The following is a 24,378-nucleotide window of genomic DNA, read 5'->3' as shown; positions in this document are numbered from 1 at the left end:
TATTACGGTCCATGTCCCTGCATCTTCTTTTCTTTATCTTACTGGCGATCCTCCTGCTCATACTGTTGCTTATTGCAGTAGTGATCTTCTACAGCTTTTCGAAGTTTAAAGAACTGTTGTCGGAGCAGCTTTGGGGTGCCGTGATCGATGAAAAGATAAGCTCGGTGATCATTTACGGTGCCGATGAAACCGCCGCGAATCCGGCTTTTAACCAAAGACTCCAGAATGTATATTTCGAGCAGCTCTTTCTGGAAAAACTCGTGAAAGCAGAGAGAAAATTTTCCGGTACGGCCAAAAGAGATCTGAAAACTTTGTACGAAAGGCATGGGCTGGCCCGGGAATCACTGCGGAAACTTCAGCAGAAAAAACCGCATCTGATCGTGGGTGCCATTCAGGAAATGACCGCTATGCAGGTTGAGTCTGCTTTGCCGCAAATTGAAACGTTCCTCACCCACCCTTTCCACCTGGTATATGAAGAGGCACAGTATTCTTCTGTTCATTTCAAAGGTTTTGAAGGACTTCAGTTTCTGAATGACCACCGCACGCCCGTTTCTGACTGGCAACAGTTGCGCCTTCTGCTTGCAATACCGGAAATGCCGCCGGACGCCGCTGCCCAACTGCAGCTTTGGCTCGGAAGCTCCAATAGTTCAGTCGTGATCTTCACCCTGCGCCTCATCCGGAAATTTAAATTTTTTCCCGCAGAACCATTAATACAGAACCTTTGGGACCACGACTCCGTCAGCGTACGATGCGAGTTGGTAAAAACCCTGCAGGCACTCGAAGAATCCGAAACCAATCCCGACCTCATGCGCCGCTTTCCCACGCAGCCACTACCGGTACAGACCGAAATTATGAAGATGCTGAAACTCTCCAGCGACCCCCGTTGCCTGGATTTTTTTAAGGAAGAACTTTACGGGCATCCCGAACCCGAAATAAAAATCGCAGCCGCTCAGGCGCTGGTCTCACTCGGATTTACCGAAGACCTCCGGCGGCATGCAGCGCAGGAAAGTACACCCGCTGAAATAAACCGTATCATCAACCACGCAATAGACAATAATTAATGCCGGAATTTTCTTCGCTCTTCTTCGAAACTGTTACCTGGCTTTTCCTGCTCTACGGCGCTGGCGTTTTCCTGATCTACGTGTGGATCAGCGTGTATGCGCTGGGCGCCGTGCTTCGGTATAAAAAACAGAACTCCTTTACAGATTACAGCATCATTGCCGCCAATCCCAATCCGCCGGCTTTCAGCGTTATTGCACCGGCGTATAACGAAGGAATGACCATTGTTGAAAATGTGCGTTCACTGCTGTCGCTGTACTACCACCGGCTGGAGATCATCATTGTAAATGACGGCAGTAAAGATGATTCGATGGAGCGCCTGATCAGTGAGTACGAACTTGAGGCGGTTTCCTTTTATATTCAGGGCAATATTCCTACGAAAGAAGTGCGCGGTATTTACAAGAGTAAAAATCCGGCATTCCGCAAACTTATCGTGGTCGACAAAGAAAACGGCGGTAAAGCCGACGCCCTGAATGTGGGGGTTAATGTATCCTCGGGCGAATATCTCGTGTGCATCGATGTAGACTGTATCCTGGAGCAGGATGCCATCTTAAAACTGGCAAAACCATTCCTTGAGCAGACCGGCAAACGGCTGATCGCCTGTGGTGGTGTCATTCGCCTCGCCAATAACTGCAAAGTAGAGAACGGAAAAGTGACCGACGTAAACATTCCCAAAAGTCTGCTCGGCCGCACCCAGGCACTGGAATATATCCGCGCTTTTGTGTTGGGAAGGATGGCCTGGTCCCGCGCCTCCGGTTTAATACTGATTTCCGGTGCTTTCGGCGTGTTCGACCGTGAAATCGTGCTTGCCGTCGGTGGCTATGATTCCAAAACCGTGGGCGAAGATATGGAACTGGTCGTACGCATGCGGAAATACATGGAGGAAAAGAAGGAGCCTTACGAAGTGCTGACCATTCCGGATCCACTTTGCTGGACCGAAGTACCGGAATCCAAAGAAATCCTCAGGAAACAGCGCAACCGCTGGATGCGCGGCACCATGGAAACCCTTTGGAAACACCGCAGACTTATGCTGAATCCCAAATACGGCAGACTTGGCATGATCAGTTTGCCTTACTGGTGCACCTTTGAGTTTATGGGGCCGCTCGTGGAATTCCTCGGTTACCTCTGTTTCATCATCTTTTTATTTCTGGGGATCATCAGCTGGAAATTCTTTTTTATCCTCCTGGCGCTGGTGCTTTCAACCGGTTTTCTGTTTTCGATCTATGCCATATTGGTCGATCTGGTAAGTCATCAGGTGTATGTCAAAAGACGGGACTTCCTCCGCCTGATCTTTACTGCAGCGTTGGAACCGTTCTACTTTCATCCCATCGTGGTACAGTCGAGTGTGCGTGGTTTTATCGATTATTTCCGGAAAAACCATAGCTGGGGCGAAATGACACGGCAGGGTTTCGGGCCGAATCAGCAGAAACTTCCCCTTTGGCAGCGGATCGGTTTGCTGTGGAACGCGGGCCTCAAAAAATGGGGCGTGCTGGCACTGGTCACATTGGTGCTTTTCGGTGCGGGTGTACTGGCCGAGTGGCTGTGGTACCGCTATGCTTTTCCGAATTTCGATTCAGACCAACTGCTGAAACACCTGGTGTGGAACAATGGTATTTTTATCTTAAAGATCCTCAGCCTGTTTGGAGCCATTTATCTTTTGCTGTGGTTATGGAAGGTGCGCCTGGCCAATATTTTTGCCGTTGCGGCAATTTCCTTCCTTACGCTTTCGCAGTTTATACTCTTTCTTTATTTTTCCGAGTCGCACAATCTTTTGGGTGCCGACCTTTTTTACTACGACCTTCGGGAACTGGAACAGATCCTGGCAGCAAGCGGCATGCTGACCGCTCAAAATCTGGTGCTGATAATTTCCGCTGTCCTGCTGACGGTCTTTATTTCGTATCTGGCTACACGTTTCAGTTTCAGAAAGACCGCCGCAGGCTGGATTTTCCTCTCCCTGGGAATCCTGCTTTTCGCTGTCCCGACTTCTTACACGACCTACAAACCGAAGCGCGGCGTGAGTGATTTCGAGCAGACCGCAGGCAAAAGCAAACTAAGTTATTTCCTTATTTCCGGCTTTGCTGATATTTTGAAACGAAACCCCGAACTCACCGAATTATGGCAGCACGATGAAAACATGACCGTGAGTGCAGACATGATCGATCCGGCCTATCCGTTTTGGCGCGAAGAAAATACACCTGATTTTCTGGGGCCTTATTTTAAAAATTCAGAAAAAACACCCAATCTCGTGCTCGTCATTGTGGAAGGTCTGGGACACGCGTACAGCAGCCCAAGTGGTTATGTCGGTAATTTTACACCGTTCTTTTCCGACCTGCAGTCCAAAAGCCTTAGCTGGCAGAACGCACTCAGTTCTTCCGGCCGGACTTTCAGTGCCATACCTACGCTCACCGGTTCACTGCCTTTCGGTAAAAACGGCTTCCTGGAAATACCTCAGACTCCCGCAAATTTTAATCTTTTCAATGTCCTTAAAAGGAATGGCTTCAAAACTGGTTTTTTCTATGGCGGGAACAGTGACTTCGACCGTATAAAAAATTTCCTGCAATACAGCGGCGTTGACCAAATTACCGATGAGTTTTCATTTGGCGAAGGTTACCAAAAACTCCCGCAGAACCGCGGTGAAAGCTGGGGTTACGAAGATCAGTCCGTTTTCCGGAAAGCGCTCGACATTACACCTGAAAATAACGGACCATATTTTAACGCCATACTGACGCTCTCCTCGCACAATCCTTTTAAAATTAATAATCAGCCCTTTTTCGAAAGGAAATATGATGATATACTGCAGAGCGGCCAGCTCAATCCCTCACAAATGAAATGGGCACGGGAAAATAAAGACCAGTTGATCTCGATCATAAATGCCGACAGTGCGCTGCATGATTTCTTCGAAAACTATAAGAAACGTGCGGATTTTCAGCATACGATCTTTATCGTGACGGGTGACCACAGCATGCCCGAAATCCCGCTTGTAGAAAAAATTGATCGTTATCACGTCCCACTGATCATTTATTCGCCGCTTTTAAAGGAACCGAAAACCTTTCACCAGACCGTAAGTCATTTTGATGTAGCACCCTCGGTGCTGGCTTTTTACCGGACTAACTATCATCTGGCAACGCCAAAAAACATTGCATGGGTAGGCCAGGGTTTTCAGCCTGTTGGCGTGGAGAACGCCACCGGAATTCCGATGATGCAGAGTAAAAACCAGCTCATCGATTATGTGCAGGGTAATTACCACCTTTCCGGTGACCAGCTCTATAAAATGCAGAATCTAACAGGCGATGCGGTAGATCGGCCTGCAATGTATGACCAGCTCAGCAAGAACTTTGAAGATTTTAAAAAGATGAATTCGCAGTTTTACATGAGACACAAACTGTTCCCCGATTCAGTGGTGACAGGCTTTTTGAAGGAGCAAAGCAAACGCTAGAACTTGCGGGTATAACCGATATTGAAATCGTACTGATTCCCGATTTTACCTTTGAGATATTCCTGATTGAAATACATCGCCGACACCGAAAACAGATTGGCCGTATTTACCGTGAAGTTATATCCAAACCCAAACTTATAGGTGGTGAGCTTATAATTTTGATCATCAAGCAGGTTGCTGCGGTAATCCTCGGGACTGATTCCGGTTCCCGCCGTAACGGAAAAATAATCATCAGCACCTTTGGTGTAATACCGCACCGTTCCGGTATATGATTGCGAAATCTCGCTGCCGTCGGGAGTAATGTAAGCGCGCAGATTAAACCAGTAATTTTTGTAGTATTTTCCCACTGCCGCGGTGTACAGCACGATATTATCGGCAAAATATAGCTGCCGCACGCCGATTTCGGCTTCATAGCTTTTAGGCAGATTCGCGTTTAATGAAAGTCCCGTCCGGTATTTTGGGAAAATTCCCACATCACCGGAAAAACCTGCTGCAACATAAAGATAAAACATATCCGACAATCGCGGATAAGCTTCCAGCTCAAGCTGCGTTCCGCCCGAGCCGAATTTATTTGCATAATTGGCGCGCACAATAAACGAGCCTATAGAAGTACTTCTTTTGTAACTCAAACCGATGAGGTGCCAGTCATCTGCAAACTGTTTGTCGAAATGCGTGAAATTGTAGGTAATACCCACCGCGTTTTTCGCCGTCAGGTCATCGAGTTTTAAAAGCAGTGCCCGCGCCTCGCTGTTTTTCGGATCATCTGCCAAGAGTTTTTTAAGTATAACCTGGGAAGCTTCGTAATCTTTCAAACTTTGATATATTTTGGCTTTAAGTAAAAGCAGGTCGGCGGACCGGGGATTATAATTCAGACCTTCATCAGCGAGTTCGAGAGCTTTTGCGTTCTGGTCGTTCCAGTATTCCAGCGAGGCATATGCCAGAAAAAAATCTGCGTCCTCAACTTTCTTTTGATGAAGACCGGTAAAAACCTGCCGGGCTTTTGCAGTATCGCCGGACCAGGTGTACAGCCGCCCAAGGAATACGGAAATGTCGGTATAATCCGGTGCCTGGACCAGTGCTTCTTTCGCGGTCGCGATTGCGGCGGGATAATCTTTCCTGTCAAAAGCTTCTGTTCGCGCTTTCTGGAACAGCTCATCGGCAGTGGTGTCTTGCTGACCGAAAACTGAATATGGCAGCAACATCAGATAAAAAAGGACGAAATATTTTTTCATTAAAGTCGATTAAAAAGTATTAGGCTTTGGCGGCAAAGATATTGAACTTTTTATTTGCAGTTATCGCTGCGGATTTCGCACAAGCTGCAAATCCTGTCACCAAAAGTGTTCCTTTTCAAAAATCACTGCTTTTCACGATGATGCTGAAGAATCACCGCTGTTCCCACTGTTTTCCGGTGTTTTGAATTCCGCAATAAAAATGCCTAAAAAATATTTTATTTTTAATTTTTTGAATGTGCATTTTCATTATCTTTGCAGCCGCTAAAACAGTACTGCAAATCCCACTATACCGGCTGTTTTGGCAAAAACATTAATAAAGAACATAATAAGTTCAACTATGATTAAAAAAATACTAAGTATCCTGAGCATCAGCACTGTTTTATTCGCTGTATCTTGCCGGCAGGACAGCACAGATCTGGATGGTGTAACCGCCGCAAAGAATGAAGTCATCCTGAATTCGGATGCAAACTCGTTAAACGCGCGGTTAAGTTTCAAGAATTCCGGAATTCTGGATTTAAACCAGGGTTTGGGAAGAAAACTCGATGAAGCAGGTGATTTCCCGCTTGTTTTGGTTGCAGAACTTACGCCGCCGGAATACAAGGGAAAGAAACTTCAGGCTACACACGTAGCTGTGGAAGGAAATTACGCATACGTTTCGTATAATACCGAAGGTGAGGAGTATCTGGGTGCGATCGAAGTGATCGACATTTCCAATCCCAACACACCGAAAATGGTAATGCAGGCAATCACGCCAAATGTCGACATTAGTGCAGTGCGATATGATAATGGCCAGCTTTATATAGCCGGTGCAACCAATGCGGAAATCGCCAATACTGCAAGCGCTGCATTCGCCGGAAAACTGACGCTGAACAACGGAATGTTAAGTGACCGTTTTGTAACCACCACACTTCCCGGAAATGTGGGTACGGATGTAACTTCAAATGCTTCAAAATATTTTGCAGTATCGGGTGCTACCGGTGCATTTGCGCAGCTGAATAAAGCTGATGACAAAATAGAATTCAGCATTTCACTGCCGGATCTTCGTGCGGTGGGCATTAACGGAAATAAGATCGTGATCCTGAGCGGTACAGAAGGTGTAAAGGTATACGATGCAAACAGCCTTAAGCAAACCTCCGCATTCGCAGCATACCAGGACGTTGCGGAATCAAAAAGAACACTCGATTTTATGGGTGAAAAACTTTTGGTTTCTCAGGGGAAAAACGGTGTAGGTGTATATAACCTGAACTCGGGTACAAAACTGCAGACTTTGGCATTGCCTACCGATATCACGGACGTAGATCCTGAGAATATCGTGACGAACGCTGTCTCTGTAAATGGCGATAAAGCTTTTGTCGCTAATGGCGGAGCGGGACTTTTTGTATATCAGGACAAAGGTCAGCAGCTGGAACTTCTGGGTGCGCTTGATCTTCTGGGTTCTACAAATTACGTAATGAGTAAAGGTGAGTATATTTTTGTAGCCTCCGGCTCACGCGGTCTGAAGATCATTAAATATGTAGCACCGGCAGGTGGCGTGGTCAACTGCAGTTCATTTGCAGCATATACCGGCGGTGAGTGGTTAAATGTAAATTCAGGTCAGGACCTCGCTTATGGCGGAACAAAAAGTCTGAAAGGCATCAACGTAAATGCAAAACTAACCTGGTGTGGCGCTCTGACAGCAACCGAATCTGTTAACGTGAACAGCAACGCGACCTTTACTATGCTTGGGAAACTTTATCAGGGAAGCCAGCAAAACCCTTGGAACTCCTTAGCAATAAACAGCGGCGCACTGCTTAATCTGGAAGGTGACCTTACCACTTACGGTCACATGATCCTTAACAGCAACGCCAACCTTAAAGTTAAAGGTAACGTGACTATTTTTGGAGACCTTACCATCAACCAGGGTTCAAAAATTGAATTCGTAGGTACGGGATCTACCATTACCATTCACGGTAAAGTTACCCGAAACGGAACATCTACCATTACCGGTACTTTTGTTGATGTAAACCATAAATTATAGGTTTTACCTTCATATATAATTAATGCAGGCCACTTTTTGAGTGGCCTGTTTATTTATAAAACTTTTTAAAAAGATTTTTAATTTTAAAATTAATGTCTTGCTGAACAATCAGAACGGAGAACTGCAGTTGACGGCTTTTTTTTAAAGATGTATATTTACCGCCCAATCCAACAACTTTCATCCACCGAAAGATGCGTGCTTTCCAACTGATCATTTTTGTTTTTCTGATGGGTATTTCTTCCCGTTTTTCCGCACAGGAACTGATTTTAGCCGAGCACAAAAAATCGGCTTATCAGATACTGCTGTCTGAAAATCCCACTTCTGCCGAACGAAAAGGCGCAGACGTGCTGAAGCATTATTTCTTCCGCGTGACCAAAATTTCTCTTCCTGTAAATCAGACGAAAGCAGCAGATCGGGATTACATTCAGATCAAACAGCTGAACGCTTCCGATCCGGCAAAAACGGAAAATTTTTCCATTAAGAATGAAGGTCAGCATATCACCATCACCGGAAATTCTGAAAAGAGCCTTCTGAAGGGAGTTTACGAATTTATATCACGCTATCTTCAGTGTCGGAAATGGGCGCCCAATGAACCCGCGGAGTGTCCGCCTTTACCGATTCTAAAAATTCCGGTACCGATTGATGTGGAGGAATCCGCTTCTTTTGTTTACCGCGAAGTGTACAGCACAGCCGAAAAAGATGCCGAATATATGGATTGGTACGGTCTACAAAGCCTGGACGATCTTTGGGGAATTTGGGGCCACTCTTTCAGCAATTTGGTTCCATCCTCTTTAGTTGGCGCGCATCCGGAGTTCTTTTCATTGACCGACGGAAAGCGGCGCCCCGACCAGCTCTGTCTCTCCAACGGCGAAGTTTTTGATCTTACAGTGAAGTCTTTAGAAGAACACTTTAAAGAAAATCCTACCGCAAAATACTGGTCCGTAAGCCCAAATGACAACAACAATTTCTGTGAATGCAGCATCTGCCGGAAAACTGATGACGAGGAAGGCGGTCCACAAGGTTCACTGCTTCGGTTTGTGAACAGGATCGCGGCACGTTTCCCCGACAAATCTTTTACAACTTTGGCTTACGGTGCAACGGCAGCACCACCGCTGAAAACGAAACCGCGCGCCAATGTCATTATATTTCTGAGCACCATTAATTCCTTTAAAAATAAACCGGTTGAAACAGAGGTTTCTGCGGCGCAGTTCAGACAAAATCTGGAAGGCTGGCGCGCCATAACACCCCATATTTTTATTTGGGATTATTATACGCAGTTTACAAATTACCTGGCGCCATTTCCGGATGTTTTTAATGCCGGCCCGAATATGAAGTACTACCGGGAAAATGGTGTCCGCGGTGTTTTCGCACAGTTGGGCGGTGGGAATTTTGTGGATCATAGTGATCTGAAAACCTATATCATTTCTAAAAAATTCTGGAAGGCGAATCTGGATGACGGTTTGTTGGCTGATGAATTCCTTTCCGGATATTACGGTAAAGCCGCACCTTTGATCAAAAAACATTTAACAGAACTTCAGGCGGCAGTAGAAGCTTCCGGCCGTCGCCTGGATATTTATGGCAATCCGATCAGCGAATACCAGACTTACCTCTCGCCAGAGCGCCTCGATTCGGTTGACCGGCTTTTAGATGAAGCTGAAAAAATTACGGATCAGAAGAATATCCGGAGGAGGATAAGGAAACTGCGGTTAAGTTTCGACTATACGCGTTTGCAGCAGGCCCGCTTTTTTGGGATTGAGAAGTACGGTATTTTCACACCAGACCGCACCGGAAAAATGAAGGTGAGAAAGGAGCTCCGCCAACAGGTCAGGAACTTCGTGAGAAGCGCCGAATCTCAAGGAATAAACCTTCTGTCTGAGGACGGTGAAACGCTCAGCGAATACAGAAAAGAATGGCAGGAAATTTTACGGAAGGGACTTCCGGTGAATAATGCTTTAAGTGCTGAAGTGACCTTGAATACGCCTTTTGTTCCTGAATATCCCGCTAAAGGGAATGTTACTCTGACCGATGGCATGTATGGTTTTACTGATTTCAGTTATAACTGGCTTTTGTTTGAAGACGGGTTCTCCGCGGAGCTAAAACTGACGGCACCTCAACCAGTAAAAACGGTCAAGCTCGATTTTCTGGAAGACCAGCGCCACTGGATATTTTTGCCCAAGTCGGTGAAGCTGGAAGTTTCTGCTGATGGAATTACGTACCGCGAAGTTGCGGAAAACACCATCTTTACTACAAAAGAGCAACTTCAGGCAAGGACGTATCAGGCGCAGTTTCTGGTCGGTGAAAGTATAAAGTACCTGAAAGTGACCGCCGAAAAACTGCCCGCAATGCCCGCCTGGCGAAAAAGCAAAAATAGAAACCCGCTGATGGCCATTGCCGAAATATGGGTCCAGTAACTGTTTTAATAAAAGTAAAGTCAGCGGCAATTCAGTAATTCAGTCTTCACTTTGCGCGATCACTTCTTTTATTTCTTCATATTCAAATCCTTTTGACAGCAGGAATTTGATGGTTTTTGACTTTTTCTGATACGCCTGCAAACCCTTTAACTTCGAATGATACTGTTCATAGAGTTTGGTGAGTGTCTGGCGGTAATCATCATCGTCAATTTCATCAAAACAGCTGTTGATGAGTTTTTCGGGCACACCTTTGAACTTCAGCTGGTTCCGGATCTTATTCCGTCCCCACGATTTCATATAAAATTTACCGCGGATATAGCTGCGTGTAAACCTTTCTTCGTTAAGGTAATTTTCCTGCAAGAGATACAGCAAAATCTCATCTTTGGCTTCGGGAATAAGAAGGAAATCCCGCATTTTCTGCTCCACTTCCTGATGGCAGCGGTCCTGATACACACAGTAATTCGCCATCTTGAGTTTTATTTCGCTGAAAGTGTGGGATTTTTTGTCCAAATCACGGTATTTGTAGTTAATGATATTTGCAGCTGATATAAAAAGCCAAGTTCTTTACCGAAAAGGTACTGACCGAACCGTCGTTAAAATTCTACATTCGATTAACGGCAATTTTCCTGCAGACCGCCCAATCATCGGCAGAACATATCCTAGCTTAACATCCGAATGTAACTTAACTCAAATATTAGCCGTTATCAACCCGACAGATCTAACTCTATCCTGCAAACAACGGCCTTCCTTCCATCATCGCATTCACTTTTTTGCGTACCTCTGTAAGGCGGTTTTCATCATTGATGTTATCCACCACTTCATTGATGTATTCGGCGAGAGTTGCCATATCATTTTCTTTCAAACCGCGCGTCGTTACGGCTGCAGTTCCGAGGCGGATCCCCGAGGTGGTAAACGCTGATTTATCATCAAACGGCACCATATTCTTGTTGCAGGTAATGTCTGCCCTTACAAGCGCCTTTTCGGTTTCTTTTCCGTTCACATTTTTATTACGCAGGTCGACGAGCATCAGGTGGTTATCTGTTCCGCCGCTTACGATATCAAAACCGTGGACCATCATGGCTTTTGCCAGAGCACGGGCATTGGCAACGACCTGTTTTGCATAGACTTCAAATTTAGGATCAAGTGCTTCACCGAATGCCACTGCTTTTCCCGCGATGACATGCTCCAACGGACCACCCTGAATTCCCGGAAACACGGCACTGTCCAGCACCTGGCTCATCATTTTGGTTTCGCCTTTCGGTGTGCGGTGGCCGTAGGTATTTTCGAAATCCTTACCCATCATGATCAAACCTCCCCGCGGTCCGCGCAAAGTTTTATGCGTGGTCGTACTCACCACATGGCAATGCTCAAACGGTGAGCTGAGCAATCCTTTGGCAATAAGTCCGGCGGGATGCGCAATATCGGCCCATAAAGTAGCACCTACTTCATCGGCAACCTCACGGAATTTTTTGAAATCAATATCTCTTGAATAAGCAGAATAGCCTGCGATGATCATTTTGGGCTGCACCTCAAAAGCTTTCCGGCGCATGGCATCGTAATCGATCAGGCCACTTTCGCGGTCAACGCCATAGAAATTGGCGTTGTACTGAATGCCGGAGAAGTTCACAAACGAACCGTGCGTTAAATGTCCGCCCATTGAAAGGTCCAGGCCCAGGATTTTGTCTCCGGGTTTTAAAACCGCCAGATAGATCGCGGCATTAGCCTGAGAACCGGAGTGCGGCTGCACATTGGCATATTCCACACCGAAAAGCTGTTTTGCTCTTTCGATAGCCAATGTTTCAACCTCATCTACGACTTCGCAGCCACCGTAATATCTGCGGCCGGGATAACCTTCCGCATATTTATTGGTTAAAACACTGCCGACTGCTTTCATCACGTTATCCGAAACAAAATTTTCGGAGGCGATGAGTTCCAGACCGTGCGTTTGTCTTTGTCTTTCTTTTTCTATAAGGTCGAAAATTGGATCCATTGTATAGTGAATGTTTACGGTGATTAAAGGATTGTAAATTTATGGAAATTTTAGGGATAAACTCAAGCTTGAATTAATTCCCATAGCTCACTTCGGTTACCATTTCCTGCTTATTCCGGAAATGATAGTATGGGGCGCCTGCTGGGAAGCTAAAGGACAAATATAGTTTCGTTCGTAGCTAATGTTGTACGATTGATATCACCGGCTGCAGGATTCAATTATTTTGAAAACTTTTGAAATCTTCCGAATGTATGATTCCCTGTGATTTACCAGACTGTGAAACTTCAAATGCTACTGCAAGTTTCAAAACTGAATTTGTAAAGTGTTAGGCTTAACTTTAATTTGATTGAACCAAGTTTCCCAAAAAAAGAATTTCCCTAATTTCGCCTTCTGAAGAAAAATTCAATATGAAAATCGGCGATGCAGTTTCTGTGGTAGATGATCTGCTGAAAGGGAAAGTGATTTCCGTTTCAGGGAAAACAGTGGTCATCGAAGATGAACATGGTTTCACCTACGAATATCCGGCCTCAAAAGTGGTGCTGCAGGAACCGGAAATCTACACCGAGATCAAAACCGTACAGAAAACCGAAACTTCAAAATCGATCTCCAAAAAACACCACAAAAGACCTTTGATCCTCGATCTGCATTTCGAAAATCTGGTTAAAGATACGCGGGGATTTTCTGCCTCGGAGCGAGTTTTCCTTCAAAAAGAAAAACTGCGCGACACACTCGATTACTGCCGGAAAAATAATTTAAAAAAGCTCGAGATCATCCACGGAATCGGCGATGGCGTACTGCAGCAAATGGTTTACGAAGTGCTCGAAAGCCAAACCGGCCTCGATTTTCACAACAGAGAGATACTGCATGAACAGAGTGGTACCGTGCTGGTTTATTTTAAGTAAAAATTGTATTTAGCGGGAAAACTCCTCCGGGAATTTGATCTGCAGGAATTTAATCCTGAAAAACCGATGTGCTCAGCCGCCGAAAACTATAAAACTCAAGACCGTTAAAAATAAACAAACTATCCTGCGCTTTTTCAATTGGATATAATCGCTCCGCGCCCGCTTCATTAAATTTCAATAGCCCGGTAATTTTTAATAAATTTGTGGCAAGAACGAATGGAAAAACTGAAATTACTTTTTACGAAAGACAGCGTGCATTACCAGGTGCTTCGCAATAAAACGGTGGTGCAGGAAAATCAGTTTACCGAAACTGAAGATACCGCGGCAGACTTTTTAAAAGAAAAGCTGACTGCCCTGCTGGCGGAAAACAAATTTACCGCCATCAGCGTGGTTTCTGCACTGAACCATTTCACGCTTTTACCCGAAGGCTTTGCAGAGCACAAACTTGGCTACGACCTTATTGCCCTCAACGCGCCGGTTGCAGAAGATAATGAAGAACTCATGCTGTCGGTGAACAAAAAATTCGGTGTACAGTTTTACTATACTTTTCCGAAAAATTTTTACAGCCTGATCAAAGGCACGAAAATGCCCGTTAACTTTAATTTTTCCGGTGAGAAGTTTCTGAATTCCCTCTCGCCAAAAAACCAGAAAGAGATTCACATCAATCTTTACCGGCAACAGGTAGAATTTTTCGCCCTAGACCGGAAAAAAGTCATCCTCTACAACAATCTCGATGTGAATTCAGAGGTTGATTTTCTGTATTTCATTATGTTCACCCTAAGCAAGATCGGCTTCGGTACAGATGAAACGCAGTTTTTTGTTTACGGAGAAACTACCGAAAACGAAACCTTCATCTCCGAACTGAAAAAATTCGTCCGAAACCTAAAAATTGTCTTCGACAATATTCCGCAAAAGAATTTTGTGTTGAATTAAGAACGCTCCAGCCTACAGCATATGTTTAGAATTATCAGCGGCAGATGGAAATCCAAGCGGATTTCTGCGCCCAAAAATTTCGAAGTACGACCGACCACGGATTTTGCGAAAGAAGCACTTTTCAGTATTATCGAAAACCGGTATCATTTTGATTTTGCGTCGGTTTCGGTGCTCGATCTTTTTGGCGGAATTGGCTCTATCTCGCTGGAGTTTGCCTCGCGCGAATGCCAGGATGTGACGGCGGTCGAAATGAATCCCAAACACGCTGCCTTCATTAGTTCCACTGCGGCAGAACTCGAAATGGCACTGCAAATTAATGTGCAGCGTGCCGATGTGTACGATTATTTGAAGAAAAACCGCAACCGCGAAAGTTACGACATCGTGCTTGCTGACCCGACTTTCGATACCACCGAGGAAAAATATCAGGAACTGATTGCGTTGGTGTTGTCCAATGGTTTTTTAAAGGATGACGGTATTTTCATCCTCGAACATCAAAGCCGCCTGAAACTTACCCATTCAAATCTGCTCGATACGCGGAAATACGGCAACGTGAGTTTTTCTTTTTTTAAAGCTAATGAGCCTCAGATCACTGATCATCCAACAGAAGCGCCCGCAACAGAGGACGCCGATCCTGAAAAGAACGGTCTTTAATTTTGTAGAGTATTTTACTGTTTCTTTTTAATAAAAAAAAAAGACCAGGATTTCTACTTAAGCGAGATCAATGCTTAATTTTCCAGGTTTGCTTATAACACTTTCAGTTCCAGGTCGATACTTTTTCCAAAGAATTTTTTAGAGATCTTTTCAAAGTTTTTGGTAATATCCGACAGGAAAAACTGATAAACAGGCTGCGGATTGCCTGAATGCAAAAGGTGATGTTTTTCTAAAATGATCTTCAGCTGATTGGCAACAATTGTAGGCGAATCGATCACGCGTACGCGGTTGCCGTAAAACTGTTTGATCTCATCCAACAGCAGCGGATAGTGTGTACAGCCCAGAATAAGCGTTTCAATATTCCGTAGCTTGCTGTGACTTAAATAATTATAAATGATGGCGTGCGTTATCGGGTGATTCTTAAAACCTTCTTCAATCGCCGGAACAAGCAGCGGCGTTGCAAGTTCATCAACCTTTATAAACTTGTTGTGTTTGCGGATGGACTTTTTATAAAGGCCGGAATTTACGGTAGCTTTAGTGGCAATCACACCTACGTTATTGTGAATTTCGTATGACACTTTTTCAGCTACCGGATTGATCACGTCGATCACCGGTACGCGCTCAGCCACCAGCTCCAGCACTTCTTTCAATGCGTTTGCCGTGGCGGTATTGCAGGCGATGACCACTGCCTTGCAGTTTTTCTCGAGCAGGAAATTAGTGATGCGCGTAGAATAGCCTACGATCGCCTCCCGGGATTTATCACCGTATGGAAGGTGTTTGGTGTCGCCGAAATAGATGAGGTCTTCATGCGGCAGAAGTTTTTTGATTTCCTTTGCTACCGTGAGCCCACCCACGCCGGAATCGAAAATGCCGATCGGTTGGGCGGCGGAAAGATGGCTGTAGTCGGGCTTTTTCTTTTTCAAAGGGGAGGAAATTTTTTACAAAAATACAAAATTCAGCCTGATATCAGTAAGATGAAAGCGTGCTGCTCATTTATATAATAAACAGGTCCGAGGCAATTCCATCCGCAAGGAACCAGTGTTTTTCAGGGATTTTCAGGTGGTTGTTTTCGATACGTAGAATATCTTCTTCCAGTTTGTGCTTAATGGCTTTTTCGAAATGATCCAGGATCTTAGCGGTAAACTTATCCTTTAAGACAGACAGATCAACACCCCAAACCGTTCTCAGACCGATCATCAGCATTTCGTTGAACTGATCCTTTTCCGACAGGATTTCAGATTCTTTTGCCAGCTTATTCTGCGAAAGTAAATCGATGTATTTCCTGTTGTTTGCAATATTCCAGCTCCGCTGCTCGCGGCCGTTATAAGAATGCGCGGATGGACCAAGGCCGAGATATTCATTATATTTCCAGTATGCCGCGTTATGTTTCGAATGAAGGCCGGGTTTACCAAAATTTGAAATTTCATAATGATCGAAGCCGTTCTCCTTTAAAAGTGCGGTCATGTAAAAGAATTCTTCGTGCTGCACAATTTCGTCCGGTGCCTTAATTTTCCCCTGTGTGATCCAGGTATTTAAAGCCGTTTTCGGTTCAATCGTGAGCGCGTAAGAAGACACATGCGGAACCTGCAGCTCAAGGGTTTTTTCTAAATTCTTTTTCCAGATATCCATATTGGAGGTCGGAGATCCGTAAATCAGGTCAATACTAATGTTTTCGAATCCAAAATCCTGCGAACGTTTGATCGAGCTTTCCGCTTCTGGGGCGCTGTGCGCGCGGTTCATTAGTTTCAGGTCATCTTCAAAAAAACTTTGCGTTCCAATTGAGAGTCGGTTGACGGGTGTTTTAGAAAGCGCTTTTACAAAATTATTATCCAAATCATCAGGATTTGCCTCAAGCGTGATCTCGATATTTTCATCAAAAGAAAAATATTTCAACACCTCGTCAATTAAAGACTGAAGCTCATCAGCTGAAAGCAATGAAGGCGTACCACCACCGAAATACAGCGATTTTAAGCGGTCCGACTGCAATTCATCTTTGCGCAGAAAGATCTCTTTCTTCAGCGCGCTTATCATTTCCTCTCTGTAAAGCAGCGACGTGGAAAAGTGAAAGTTGCAGTAGCTGCATTTTTGCTTGCAGAAAGGAATATGGAGATAGATCATGTTGAAGTTCCGGGAAGAAAGTCAGATATCAGGAAATTTAGAATTCTCTAACCGTGCTTAATACCTGAACCCGCGCGTGTTGATGAAATTTTCGATATTATAACCCACGCTCAGCATGAAACTACTGCCTGCATATTGTTGAATATCCGACATACCAAAATTATAAGTCGCCCCGAAAAAGAAATTATTGACTGTAGCTTTGATAATGGGCGAAAGGCCTAAACTCTGATTTCCGAATTTGTTGCTGGCAGACCTGAAACTGGCGCCTGCGGAAAATGAATTTTCATCTCCCAGAAAAGTAGCCATTACGTTCATATCGATCATCTTGGAGGAATTGGTATTGAAATTCATCAGTACCGATGGTGTCACATACATTTGCTCCCCCAGATAGAAATCGTAACCTGCATTCAGGATAATTTTCGTTGGTTCAGGTTCTATGCCATTTACGATAGGGATATCATTGGTAATCGCAATATCATTTACAGAAACCCCCGCGAATAGATTACGGTAAGTCACAGCCATACCTAAATTGGTATAAACCAGGAATAAGCTGTTGGCATCTGAGCTTAAGGTCGGGTCACCGGGATCCTGCGGATTGAGCATCGCCAGATCGATATTCATATTATAGAAACTCACATTGGTACCAAATGAGAACTGACTTTTACGCTCGCCATCATCATCAATAGGAATAAAATAAGACGCACCGGCAGAAATCCCATTAGAAGAAATAGGACCGTTCTGATCGCGGAAAAAGGAAAGTCCCGCGCCAACCCGGTCGAAAACATTTGCATGAAGTCCGATCGACTGCACATTGGGCGACTGATCGAATCCCGCAAACTGTTTCTGGTAATTTAAATTCACCACCACATCATCGGTCTTGCCGTATAGGGCAGGATTGAAGAGAAAATCACCTTCGAGCAGATACTGCTGGTAGTACGGAAGTGTCTCCTGGCTTTTACAAAGACCGAAAAAGACCAGGATAAACAATATTGGGCCTACTTTTCTCATAATTCAAATTGGATGCATTTTTGGCAAAGATAAAAAAACTTTTCCTGCTATTAATCAGCGGTATAATTCCGCCATTTCTCCACGGCGGCCTGCATATCCTGCGGCATTGGACTTTCAAAATACATCTCTTCTTTGGTCACGGGATGTGTGAAACCCAATGTGTGCGCGTGCAGCGCATGGCGCGGCAACACTTCAAAAACATTTTTGATGAACTGTTTGTATTTCGGAAGGTTTACGCCTTTTAAAATCTGGTTGCCTTCATATCTTTCATCGTTAAAGAGCGTGTGGCCGATATATTTGAAATGCGCACGGATCTGGTGCGTTCTGCCTGTTTCCAGTTTACATTCCACCCAGGTGACGTAGCGAAAGCGCTCGAGGACTTTGTAATGTGTCACGGCATGTTTACCCAGGCTGCCATCCGGAAAAACGGCCATCTGCATACGGTTTTTCAGGTGCCTGCCGATGTTTCCGCGGATTGTTCCTTCATCATCAGCGATATTTCCCCACACAAATGCCCAGTACAGCCTTTTTGTTTTCCGGTCGAAGAACTGTTTGGCAAGATAACTCAGCGCATACTCATTCTTGGCAATGACCAAAAGGCCCGAGGTATCTTTATCAATGCGGTGAACCAACCCAACTCTGTCGAGGTCGGATTTCTGGCCGTTCTTTTCAAAATGATAAGCCAGCGCATTAACCAAAGTTCCGTCATAATTCCCGTGGCCGGGATGCACCACCATGCCGGCAGCCTTGTCCACCACCAGAAGGTCATCATCTTCATATACGATACTGATGGGCAGATCCTGGGGTATAATAAGATTTTCACGCGGCGGTGTTGTGAGCAGTACCGAGATCTCATCGCCAGGTTTTACGCGGTAATTCTGTTTCACCGGCGTACCGTTAACCACTACATTTCCCGCGCGGCAGGTCTGTGAGATCTTGTTACGGGTAGAGTTCTGGCGGAAGATATGCAGGTATTTATCAATGCGGAGCGGTTCCTGATTCTTATCTACCTTAATGTTCAGATGTTCGTACAGACCTGTAGATTCGGTATCACCGGTTTCGTGCGGTTGCTCGTCAAAAATTTCGTCGGTAGTATCGCTCATTTGGTGTAAAAAAGCTCCAACTTTTGGTTGAAGCTTCACTATATTTTTTGAAGTTACAATTTATTCGACAATAACCTTTTTTGCCTTTGGCTTTTCTGCGGGTTTTGCCGGGGTTGTTTTGGGTTCCGGGCTTTTTACTGCAGATGCAGGTGTGGCTGTCGTTTTCGGTTTGGGTTCAACGGTTGTTTTTGGCGCTGTCGGTTTCGGTGCCTCTGCGGGTTGCGTTTCCCGGGGAAGAGTTTCAGATCTCGGTGTTTCACTTCTTGGCGCTGCAGGCCGTGGTGTTTCTTCCCGATACGACTCGTTCAGATATACGTCGTTTGGATCACTGGTATCGACTTTAATGCGGTACATAGCGTCGAGCTGGGAGATCTTTCCGCGCATCTCGGCGGGCGTTTTTTTACTGGCCCAAATATCGATCTGCATTCCCTGGTCCCGCACATCAAAAGGTGCCGGATCCTGATAATACACAATGTCGGCATTATCGCTGCCACCGTCTTCGTGTTCCACGAGACCGATTTCAAATAAATTCTGGGCGATGATTGCCTTAGCTTCCTGCACAGTTAAACCAACGAGATTCGGCACGGTGATATTCCGGCGCGGACCTGCACCGATCACAAGATCTATTGTGGTAAATCTTGGCAACAGCGAGCCCGGTTTCAGAACAGAACCGTTGTACATCATCCGCAAAACTGCATCACGCTGAATGCTCGGCTCGAAGATGGTGTCACCAACCTTTAAACCCACCTGCTCCAGCTGGCGGAAAGCCAAGCCTTTATAGCGGTCCAGAATATCGGGAACGGAAACTTGTGCATACGTTCGGGGATTCACTTTCAGAATAATTGTACGGCCATCCTTCACATGTGAACCTGCCGACGGATAGATCTGCAACACCTGAAAAGGGCGGAATTTAGGATCATATTTAAAACTGTCGACTTCATACTCCAGACCGGAATCATCAAGAATTCTGATGGCGTCGTGCACGGACTTATTCATCACATTGGGAACCGCAATTTCTTTGCCGTGATTGGTATGCAGCTCTAACCAGCGAAAAGTTAACCAGACCAACCCCGTAAACACGGCAGCCGCTAAAAGTAAATTGACTAAAACCTTCCAGTGGAAAAGCGATTTAAGCATATTTTGGCATCTTTATATAACTGCAAATATATAAAATAATCTTTTCTGATTGGCGCACAGAACTTAAGGCCTGTATTTTCTTGACCAGGAAAGTTTGGAAATATTTATCTTTGCTGCTTAAAGAAATTACATGATTCTATCCATGACCGGCTTCGGACGAAGCGAAGGTGTTTTCGAAGGAAAAAAAATCACCCTCGACCTGAAATCTCTGAACAGCAAATCCTTTGACCTCAATCTAAAAATGCCGCAGCGGTACAAAGAAAAGGAATTCGAGATCCGCAAAATCCTCAACGACCGCATACAGCGTGGTAAAGTGGACTGCTACATCAACCTGGAAAATCTGGACGAAGGTGCGGAGGTCAACATTAATGAAGAACTCGTAAAATCATATATTAACAGCTTAAAAAATATTGCAGGCGACGGACCGGATTTCGAATATCTTAAAATGGCCGTAAGAATGCCGGACGTGATTGCTGCTAAAACCGACAGCCTCAGCGATGAAGAATGGCAGGTCTTAAAAGAAATTGTACAGGATGCCTTATTAAAATTTGAAAATTTCCGGCAGACTGAAGGCCAGATCCTGCAAGATGAACTGAAACGGAACATTCAAAACATCGAAAAAGCATTGCAGGAAGTAATACCTTATGAAAGCGTTCGGCTGGACGCGGTAAAGGAAAAATACCGCAACACGCTGAAAGAATTCGATCAGATCGATGAAACACGTTTTTATCAGGAAATGGCTTATTTTACAGAAAAACTGGATATTGCCGAAGAAAAAGTACGCCTCACGCAACACCTGAAGTATTACCTGGAAGTCATGCAGAATGAAAACTTCAACGGGAAAAAACTTGGTTTTATCTCTCAGGAAATCGGCCGCGAAATCAACACGCTGGGCTCAAAAGCCAACCATGCCGAAATCCAGAAACTCGTGGTAATGATGAAAGACGATCTGGAAAAAATAAAGGAACAGATACTGAATGTACTTTAAAGACGAAGAGATGAAAGACTTTTGAGTCGGAATTCGCAAGTCAGAAGTCGGAAGTCAGAAGTCAGAAGTTGAAAGTTGAAAGTTGAAAGTTGAAATGGCGCATTATTGAAGGTTCAAAGTTCACAATAAGCTGATATTTTCAGTCTATTATCTATTATCTATCATCTCCAAGTCTATCATCTATTATCTCCAAGTCTATTATCTATTATCTCTCAGTCCGTTATCCAGAATCAATCACCCATCAATAATCGGTTATGAACAAAGTCATCATATTCTCAGCACCCTCCGGAAGTGGAAAGACCACCTTAGTCAAGCATTGCCTGGAGACATTTCCGGAACTTGCGTTTTCTGTTTCCTGCACCACGAGAAATCCCCGGGGCGAAGAGAAAAACACAGTAGATTACCACTTCATTACCCCGGAAAATTTCCGCGAACAGATTGCTTCCGAAGCGTTTGTCGAGTTCGAAGAAGTATATGAAAATATGTACTATGGCACGCTAAAAGCCGAAGTGGAGCGCATCTGGCAAAGCGGGAAAACCGTAATTTTCGACGTCGACGTGAAAGGCGGAATTTCACTTAAAAATTATTTTGGAGACCAGGCACTTTCAATTTTCATCATGCCACCTTCTGTAGCAGAACTGGAACTCCGGCTGATCGCCAGAGGTACCGACGAGCTGGAAACCATTAAAACCCGCGTTCACAAAGCAGCTGAAGAAATGACTTTCAAAAAACAGTTCGATCAGATCGTCATCAACAGCGATCTGGACCGCGCAAAAAAAGAGGTAGAATTTCTCGTCGGCAATTTCCTGAAATCATGAATATTGCCATCATTGGTTGCGGCTGGCTCGGGCAGCGCGTAGCCGCGTACCTCACTGAAAAAAACCACCATGTTCTTGCCACCACGACTTCGCGGGAGAAAATCCCAACTTTAGAGAAAGTCGCCGGTGAAGTCCATCTCCTTGATTTCAACAAAACCGAAAACTTCAGTTTTTTAAATGAAAGCGAAATGGCAATTTTCAGCATGCCCGTGTCGCGGAATTCCTGGCACAGCGGATTTGCCAGACTCCAGCTTTCTTTTCCGAAAACTTTGTTTTTCAGTTCTACAGGCATTTACCCGCAGGACCCCGGAATTTACACCGAAGATTTTCTTCAAAATTTGCGCCCCGATATTCTGGCGTCGGAAACATTAGTTAAAGAAAAATATCCCCAAACCACAGTTCTGCGTTTTGGAGGTTTAATGGGTGACGAAAGGTCACCCCAAAATTTCTTTAAACATAAAGCACCCGCAAATCCCGGAAAAAAAGTCAATTACATTCATTATGAAGATATCGTGGCTATTACAGAACTGCTTTTAACAGAAGAAAAAGGAGCTGAGATTTACAATATCGTGGCGCCCGAACATCCTTCACTTGGCGAAATCCTGCAAGTGACAGTTACAGATTTTAAAAATGATAAATCCGCTCCGGACCAGCGCATTATCTCGCCACAACATTTTATTCAGGATTTTAGTTATAAATTTATACATCCCAACCCCAAATATTTTTAGAAAATGAGCACCGAAACTTTAGATAAAGCCAAATCAAATCTTCCCGTCAGAGGTTTTTTAAAAATCGATGACCTCATTATTCCGCAGGGCGAAGATCTTGTAAAAGCAATTCTTGATCTTAAGAAAGAAAAGAACGCCGTAATCCTCGCCCATTATTATCAGCCGCCTGCCATTCAGGATGTAGCGGATTTTCTGGGCGATTCCCTGCAGCTTGCCCGCCAGGCAAAAGATACCGAGGCCGACATGATCGCTTTCTGCGGCGTGCATTTTATGGCCGAAGCTGCAAAAATCCTCAACCCCACTAAAAAAGTCGTTTTACCCGACACCCAGGCCGGCTGCTCCCTGGCGGATGGCTGCAGCGGCGAAGGTCTGCGTTCCATGCGCGCCCAGTATCCGAACGCGATCATCGCGACTTATATCAACTGCAACGCGGAAACCAAAGCCGAATCAGATGTCATCGTCACCAGCTCGAACGCGGAAACCATCATCAAATCGTTGCCTACTGACCGGCCGATTATTTTTGCGCCCGATAAAAACCTTGGCCGCTATCTCGCCAAAAAAACAGGCCGCGATATGATTCTTTGGGATGGCAGCTGCATCGTGCACGAAGCCTTTTCCATGGAAAGAATTGCCAAACAGCTTGCTGAAAATCCCGATGCCAAACTCATCGCACATCCCGAAAGTGAAACACCGGTGCTGGATCTTGCCTCTTTCGTCGGCTCCACTTCCGCGCTTTTAAATTACGTGGAAAAAGATGACTGCCAGAAATTTATTGTCGCTACAGAAGAAGGTATTTTGCACGAAATGCGCAAACGTGCTCCACACAAAGAACTGGTGCCTGCGCTGGTTTTCGACGAAAGCTGCAACTGCTCCGAGTGTTTCTACATGAAACGCAACACCATGGAGAAACTTTACCTCTGCATGAAATACGAACTGCCCGAAATCCTGATCAACGAAGAACTGCGCCTGCGGGCCCTGAAACCCATCGAAGCCATGCTCGACCTGTCGAAAACCGTAAAATAACGTCAATTCGTTTATAAAAAACTACGGATAAAGAACACTTCACTTTGGGCAATCTTTTTCCGCCGCACCTTTGCCAGCGCCGAAAAAAGCCGGGCTGTCCGTTGCAATTCCTCCCCGCCGCGGCGGGTCCGGGATTTCCACTTCCATCCCTATTGCGGGTTTCTTCCCGGTGAAGGGAAGTTTTTGAAGGTTTAAGTGTTTGAAAATTTGAAAGTTTGAAAATGTTGGAATTGGGGATTTAAAATTAAATAGTTGAATGCACGATCCCGGTGAAACATCCCACTGTTAGCCGTAAGGCTCTCGGCAGGTTGCGGTATCCTTCGCCGCGATTTACCCAAGTTAAAGGGCACATTTTTAAAAATTCAGGAATCTTCCTTACCTTTTCCGTTCTTTGCAGTTGAAATTAAATCAGAAAAAGATGAAATCAAAGATACTCCTCGAAAACCTGAAAATCTATGCTGTTCACGGCGTGCTTGCGGAAGAAAAAATCATCGGTAACTATTTTATTGTAAACGCAGAAATTCACGCAGATCTCGAAAAGGCAACTCAAACCGATGACTTGGCTGACACCATTAATTACGCCGAGATCAACAGCATTATACACCAGGAAATGAAAATCCACTCCCAACTTCTGGAACATGTGGTCGGCCGGATCTTCACCAAACTGGAAGCTGCTTTTCCGCAGATCACCTTCATGAAAATAAAACTTACCAAGACCAACCCACCAATGAAAGGCGAAATGGACGGCGTAAGCATTGAAATAGAAAAATCAGTGAACCGCTAAATGACGCCGTGCCGGAAAACAAAGATATTTCGTTAAATTT

Annotated in this window: 20 protein-coding genes; 12 read left to right on the top strand and 8 right to left on the bottom strand. The window is 44.9% G+C overall.

Annotated elements, in window-relative coordinates; all coding sequences use genetic code 11:
• Window positions 1-11: 11 nt before the first annotated feature.
• Window positions 12-1,061: a HEAT repeat domain-containing protein gene (locus H562_RS0109970; protein ID WP_027377374.1), complete on the top strand. Its 1,050-nt coding sequence runs from the start codon at window positions 12-14 to the stop codon at window positions 1,059-1,061.
• Window positions 1,061-4,495, top strand: coding sequence for a sulfatase-like hydrolase/transferase (locus tag H562_RS0109965; RefSeq protein WP_027377373.1), 3,435 nt, complete (start codon window positions 1,061-1,063; stop codon window positions 4,493-4,495). Before H562_RS0109970 ends, H562_RS0109965 begins: the two co-directional genes overlap by 1 nt.
• Here H562_RS0109965 and H562_RS0109960 read toward each other — a convergent pair.
• Window positions 4,492-5,727, bottom strand: a complete 1,236-nt coding sequence (locus H562_RS0109960; protein ID WP_027377372.1) for a YaiO family outer membrane beta-barrel protein — start codon at window positions 5,725-5,727, stop codon at window positions 4,492-4,494. The genes H562_RS0109965 and H562_RS0109960 overlap by 4 nt on opposite strands.
• A gap of 337 nt (window positions 5,728-6,064) precedes the next feature.
• On the opposite strand from H562_RS0109960, the gene H562_RS0109950 reads away from it, so the two are divergent.
• Complete coding sequence (locus H562_RS0109950) at window positions 6,065-7,744, top strand: LVIVD repeat-containing protein (RefSeq protein ID WP_051190473.1); 1,680 nt, start codon at window positions 6,065-6,067, stop codon at window positions 7,742-7,744.
• Between the two features lie 191 nt (window positions 7,745-7,935).
• Complete coding sequence (locus H562_RS0109940) at window positions 7,936-10,155, top strand: DUF4838 domain-containing protein (RefSeq protein WP_027377370.1); 2,220 nt, start codon at window positions 7,936-7,938, stop codon at window positions 10,153-10,155.
• 39 nt (window positions 10,156-10,194) lie between these two features.
• Here the strand turns inward: H562_RS0109940 and H562_RS0109935 are convergent, their stop codons facing one another.
• Both H562_RS0109935 and glyA read right to left on the bottom strand, forming a co-directional pair.
• Window positions 10,195-10,623: a regulatory protein RecX gene (locus tag H562_RS0109935; protein ID WP_034691057.1), complete on the bottom strand. Its 429-nt coding sequence runs from the start codon at window positions 10,621-10,623 to the stop codon at window positions 10,195-10,197.
• Window positions 10,624-10,879: 256 nt separating this feature from the next.
• The gene (glyA, locus tag H562_RS0109930) at window positions 10,880-12,145 is read right to left on the bottom strand and encodes a serine hydroxymethyltransferase (RefSeq protein ID WP_027377368.1); all 1,266 of its coding nucleotides are present in this window, start codon (window positions 12,143-12,145) and stop codon (window positions 10,880-10,882) included.
• 407 nt (window positions 12,146-12,552) lie between these two features.
• Here glyA and H562_RS0109925 point away from each other — a divergent pair, with 407 nt between their 5' ends.
• From H562_RS0109925 to H562_RS14965, 3 genes are all read left to right on the top strand, one after another.
• Window positions 12,553-13,047, top strand: coding sequence for a Smr/MutS family protein (locus H562_RS0109925; RefSeq protein ID WP_027377367.1), 495 nt, complete (start codon window positions 12,553-12,555; stop codon window positions 13,045-13,047).
• A gap of 216 nt (window positions 13,048-13,263) precedes the next feature.
• Window positions 13,264-13,980, top strand: coding sequence for a DUF3822 family protein (locus H562_RS0109920; protein WP_027377366.1), 717 nt, complete (start codon window positions 13,264-13,266; stop codon window positions 13,978-13,980).
• Window positions 13,981-14,001: 21 nt separating this feature from the next.
• The gene (locus H562_RS14965; protein WP_051190472.1) at window positions 14,002-14,631 is read left to right on the top strand and encodes an RsmD family RNA methyltransferase; all 630 of its coding nucleotides are present in this window, start codon (window positions 14,002-14,004) and stop codon (window positions 14,629-14,631) included.
• A gap of 92 nt (window positions 14,632-14,723) precedes the next feature.
• Here H562_RS14965 and murI read toward each other — a convergent pair whose 3' ends face one another.
• The 5 genes from murI to H562_RS0109890 all read right to left on the bottom strand — a co-directional run bounded on the left by murI (window position 14,724) and on the right by H562_RS0109890 (window position 19,997).
• The gene (murI, locus tag H562_RS0109910; protein ID WP_027377365.1) at window positions 14,724-15,554 is read right to left on the bottom strand and encodes a glutamate racemase; all 831 of its coding nucleotides are present in this window, start codon (window positions 15,552-15,554) and stop codon (window positions 14,724-14,726) included.
• Window positions 15,555-15,624: 70 nt separating this feature from the next.
• Window positions 15,625-16,749 (bottom strand): radical SAM family heme chaperone HemW, encoded by a 1,125-nt coding sequence (gene hemW, locus H562_RS0109905; RefSeq protein ID WP_084466356.1) that lies wholly within the window; start codon window positions 16,747-16,749, stop codon window positions 15,625-15,627.
• 57 nt (window positions 16,750-16,806) lie between these two features.
• Window positions 16,807-17,757, bottom strand: coding sequence for a PorP/SprF family type IX secretion system membrane protein (locus H562_RS0109900; RefSeq protein WP_027377363.1), 951 nt, complete (start codon window positions 17,755-17,757; stop codon window positions 16,807-16,809).
• A gap of 50 nt (window positions 17,758-17,807) precedes the next feature.
• Window positions 17,808-18,860: an RluA family pseudouridine synthase gene (locus H562_RS0109895; RefSeq protein WP_027377362.1), complete on the bottom strand. Its 1,053-nt coding sequence runs from the start codon at window positions 18,858-18,860 to the stop codon at window positions 17,808-17,810.
• Window positions 18,861-18,920: 60 nt separating this feature from the next.
• A complete protein-coding gene (locus H562_RS0109890) occupies window positions 18,921-19,997 on the bottom strand; it encodes a PASTA domain-containing protein (protein WP_027377361.1) in 1,077 nt (358 codons plus the stop codon).
• A 130-nt stretch (window positions 19,998-20,127) separates the two neighbouring features.
• On the opposite strand from H562_RS0109890, the gene H562_RS0109885 reads away from it, so the two are divergent.
• The 5 genes from H562_RS0109885 to folB all read left to right on the top strand — a co-directional run bounded on the left by H562_RS0109885 (window position 20,128) and on the right by folB (window position 24,338).
• Entirely contained in the window at window positions 20,128-20,985 is an 858-nt protein-coding gene (locus H562_RS0109885) for a YicC/YloC family endoribonuclease (RefSeq protein ID WP_027377360.1), read from the top strand.
• A gap of 254 nt (window positions 20,986-21,239) precedes the next feature.
• Window positions 21,240-21,803, top strand: a complete 564-nt coding sequence (gmk, locus tag H562_RS0109880; RefSeq protein ID WP_027377359.1) for a guanylate kinase — start codon at window positions 21,240-21,242, stop codon at window positions 21,801-21,803.
• Entirely contained in the window at window positions 21,800-22,531 is a 732-nt protein-coding gene (locus H562_RS0109875) for a Rossmann-fold NAD(P)-binding domain-containing protein (RefSeq protein WP_027377358.1), read from the top strand. Before gmk ends, H562_RS0109875 begins: the two co-directional genes overlap by 4 nt.
• A 3-nt stretch (window positions 22,532-22,534) precedes the next feature.
• Complete coding sequence (gene nadA / locus H562_RS0109870; protein WP_027377357.1) at window positions 22,535-23,554, top strand: quinolinate synthase NadA; 1,020 nt, start codon at window positions 22,535-22,537, stop codon at window positions 23,552-23,554.
• 418 nt (window positions 23,555-23,972) lie between these two features.
• Complete coding sequence (gene folB, locus H562_RS0109860; RefSeq protein ID WP_027377356.1) at window positions 23,973-24,338, top strand: dihydroneopterin aldolase; 366 nt, start codon at window positions 23,973-23,975, stop codon at window positions 24,336-24,338.
• The last annotated feature ends 40 nt before the right edge of the window (window positions 24,339-24,378 follow it).

The sequence above is a fragment of the Kaistella palustris DSM 21579 genome, from assembly GCF_000422265.1.
Classification (GTDB): Bacteria; Bacteroidota; Bacteroidia; order Flavobacteriales; family Weeksellaceae; genus Kaistella; species Kaistella palustris.
Note: the sequence above shows the minus strand (reverse complement) of the source record. Positions and strands in the feature narration are given on the sequence as shown.

Excerpts from the sequence above, each read along its gene's own strand:
- H562_RS0109960 (WP_027377372.1), bottom strand. The coding sequence starts at position 5,727 with ATGAAAAAATATTTCGTCCTTTTTTATCTGATGTTGCTGCCATATTCA.
- H562_RS0109890 (WP_027377361.1), bottom strand. The coding sequence starts at position 19,997 with ATGCTTAAATCGCTTTTCCACTGGAAGGTTTTAGTCAATTTACTTTTA.
- H562_RS0109920 (WP_027377366.1), top strand. The coding sequence starts at position 13,264 with ATGGAAAAACTGAAATTACTTTTTACGAAAGACAGCGTGCATTACCAG.
- H562_RS0109950 (WP_051190473.1), top strand. The coding sequence starts at position 6,065 with ATGATTAAAAAAATACTAAGTATCCTGAGCATCAGCACTGTTTTATTC.
- H562_RS0109875 (WP_027377358.1), top strand. The coding sequence starts at position 21,800 with ATGAATATTGCCATCATTGGTTGCGGCTGGCTCGGGCAGCGCGTAGCC.
- H562_RS0109935 (WP_034691057.1), bottom strand. The coding sequence starts at position 10,623 with ATGGCGAATTACTGTGTGTATCAGGACCGCTGCCATCAGGAAGTGGAG.
- H562_RS0109940 (WP_027377370.1), top strand. The coding sequence starts at position 7,936 with ATGCGTGCTTTCCAACTGATCATTTTTGTTTTTCTGATGGGTATTTCT.
- gmk (WP_027377359.1), top strand. The coding sequence starts at position 21,240 with ATGAACAAAGTCATCATATTCTCAGCACCCTCCGGAAGTGGAAAGACC.
- H562_RS0109965 (WP_027377373.1), top strand. The coding sequence starts at position 1,061 with ATGCCGGAATTTTCTTCGCTCTTCTTCGAAACTGTTACCTGGCTTTTC.
- H562_RS0109925 (WP_027377367.1), top strand. The coding sequence starts at position 12,553 with ATGAAAATCGGCGATGCAGTTTCTGTGGTAGATGATCTGCTGAAAGGG.
- H562_RS14965 (WP_051190472.1), top strand. The coding sequence starts at position 14,002 with ATGTTTAGAATTATCAGCGGCAGATGGAAATCCAAGCGGATTTCTGCG.
- folB (WP_027377356.1), top strand. The coding sequence starts at position 23,973 with ATGAAATCAAAGATACTCCTCGAAAACCTGAAAATCTATGCTGTTCAC.
- nadA (WP_027377357.1), top strand. The coding sequence starts at position 22,535 with ATGAGCACCGAAACTTTAGATAAAGCCAAATCAAATCTTCCCGTCAGA.
- H562_RS0109900 (WP_027377363.1), bottom strand. The coding sequence starts at position 17,757 with ATGAGAAAAGTAGGCCCAATATTGTTTATCCTGGTCTTTTTCGGTCTT.
- glyA (WP_027377368.1), bottom strand. The coding sequence starts at position 12,145 with ATGGATCCAATTTTCGACCTTATAGAAAAAGAAAGACAAAGACAAACG.
- hemW (WP_084466356.1), bottom strand. The coding sequence starts at position 16,749 with ATGATCTATCTCCATATTCCTTTCTGCAAGCAAAAATGCAGCTACTGC.
- H562_RS0109970 (WP_027377374.1), top strand. The coding sequence starts at position 12 with ATGTCCCTGCATCTTCTTTTCTTTATCTTACTGGCGATCCTCCTGCTC.
- H562_RS0109885 (WP_027377360.1), top strand. The coding sequence starts at position 20,128 with ATGATTCTATCCATGACCGGCTTCGGACGAAGCGAAGGTGTTTTCGAA.
- H562_RS0109895 (WP_027377362.1), bottom strand. The coding sequence starts at position 18,860 with ATGAGCGATACTACCGACGAAATTTTTGACGAGCAACCGCACGAAACC.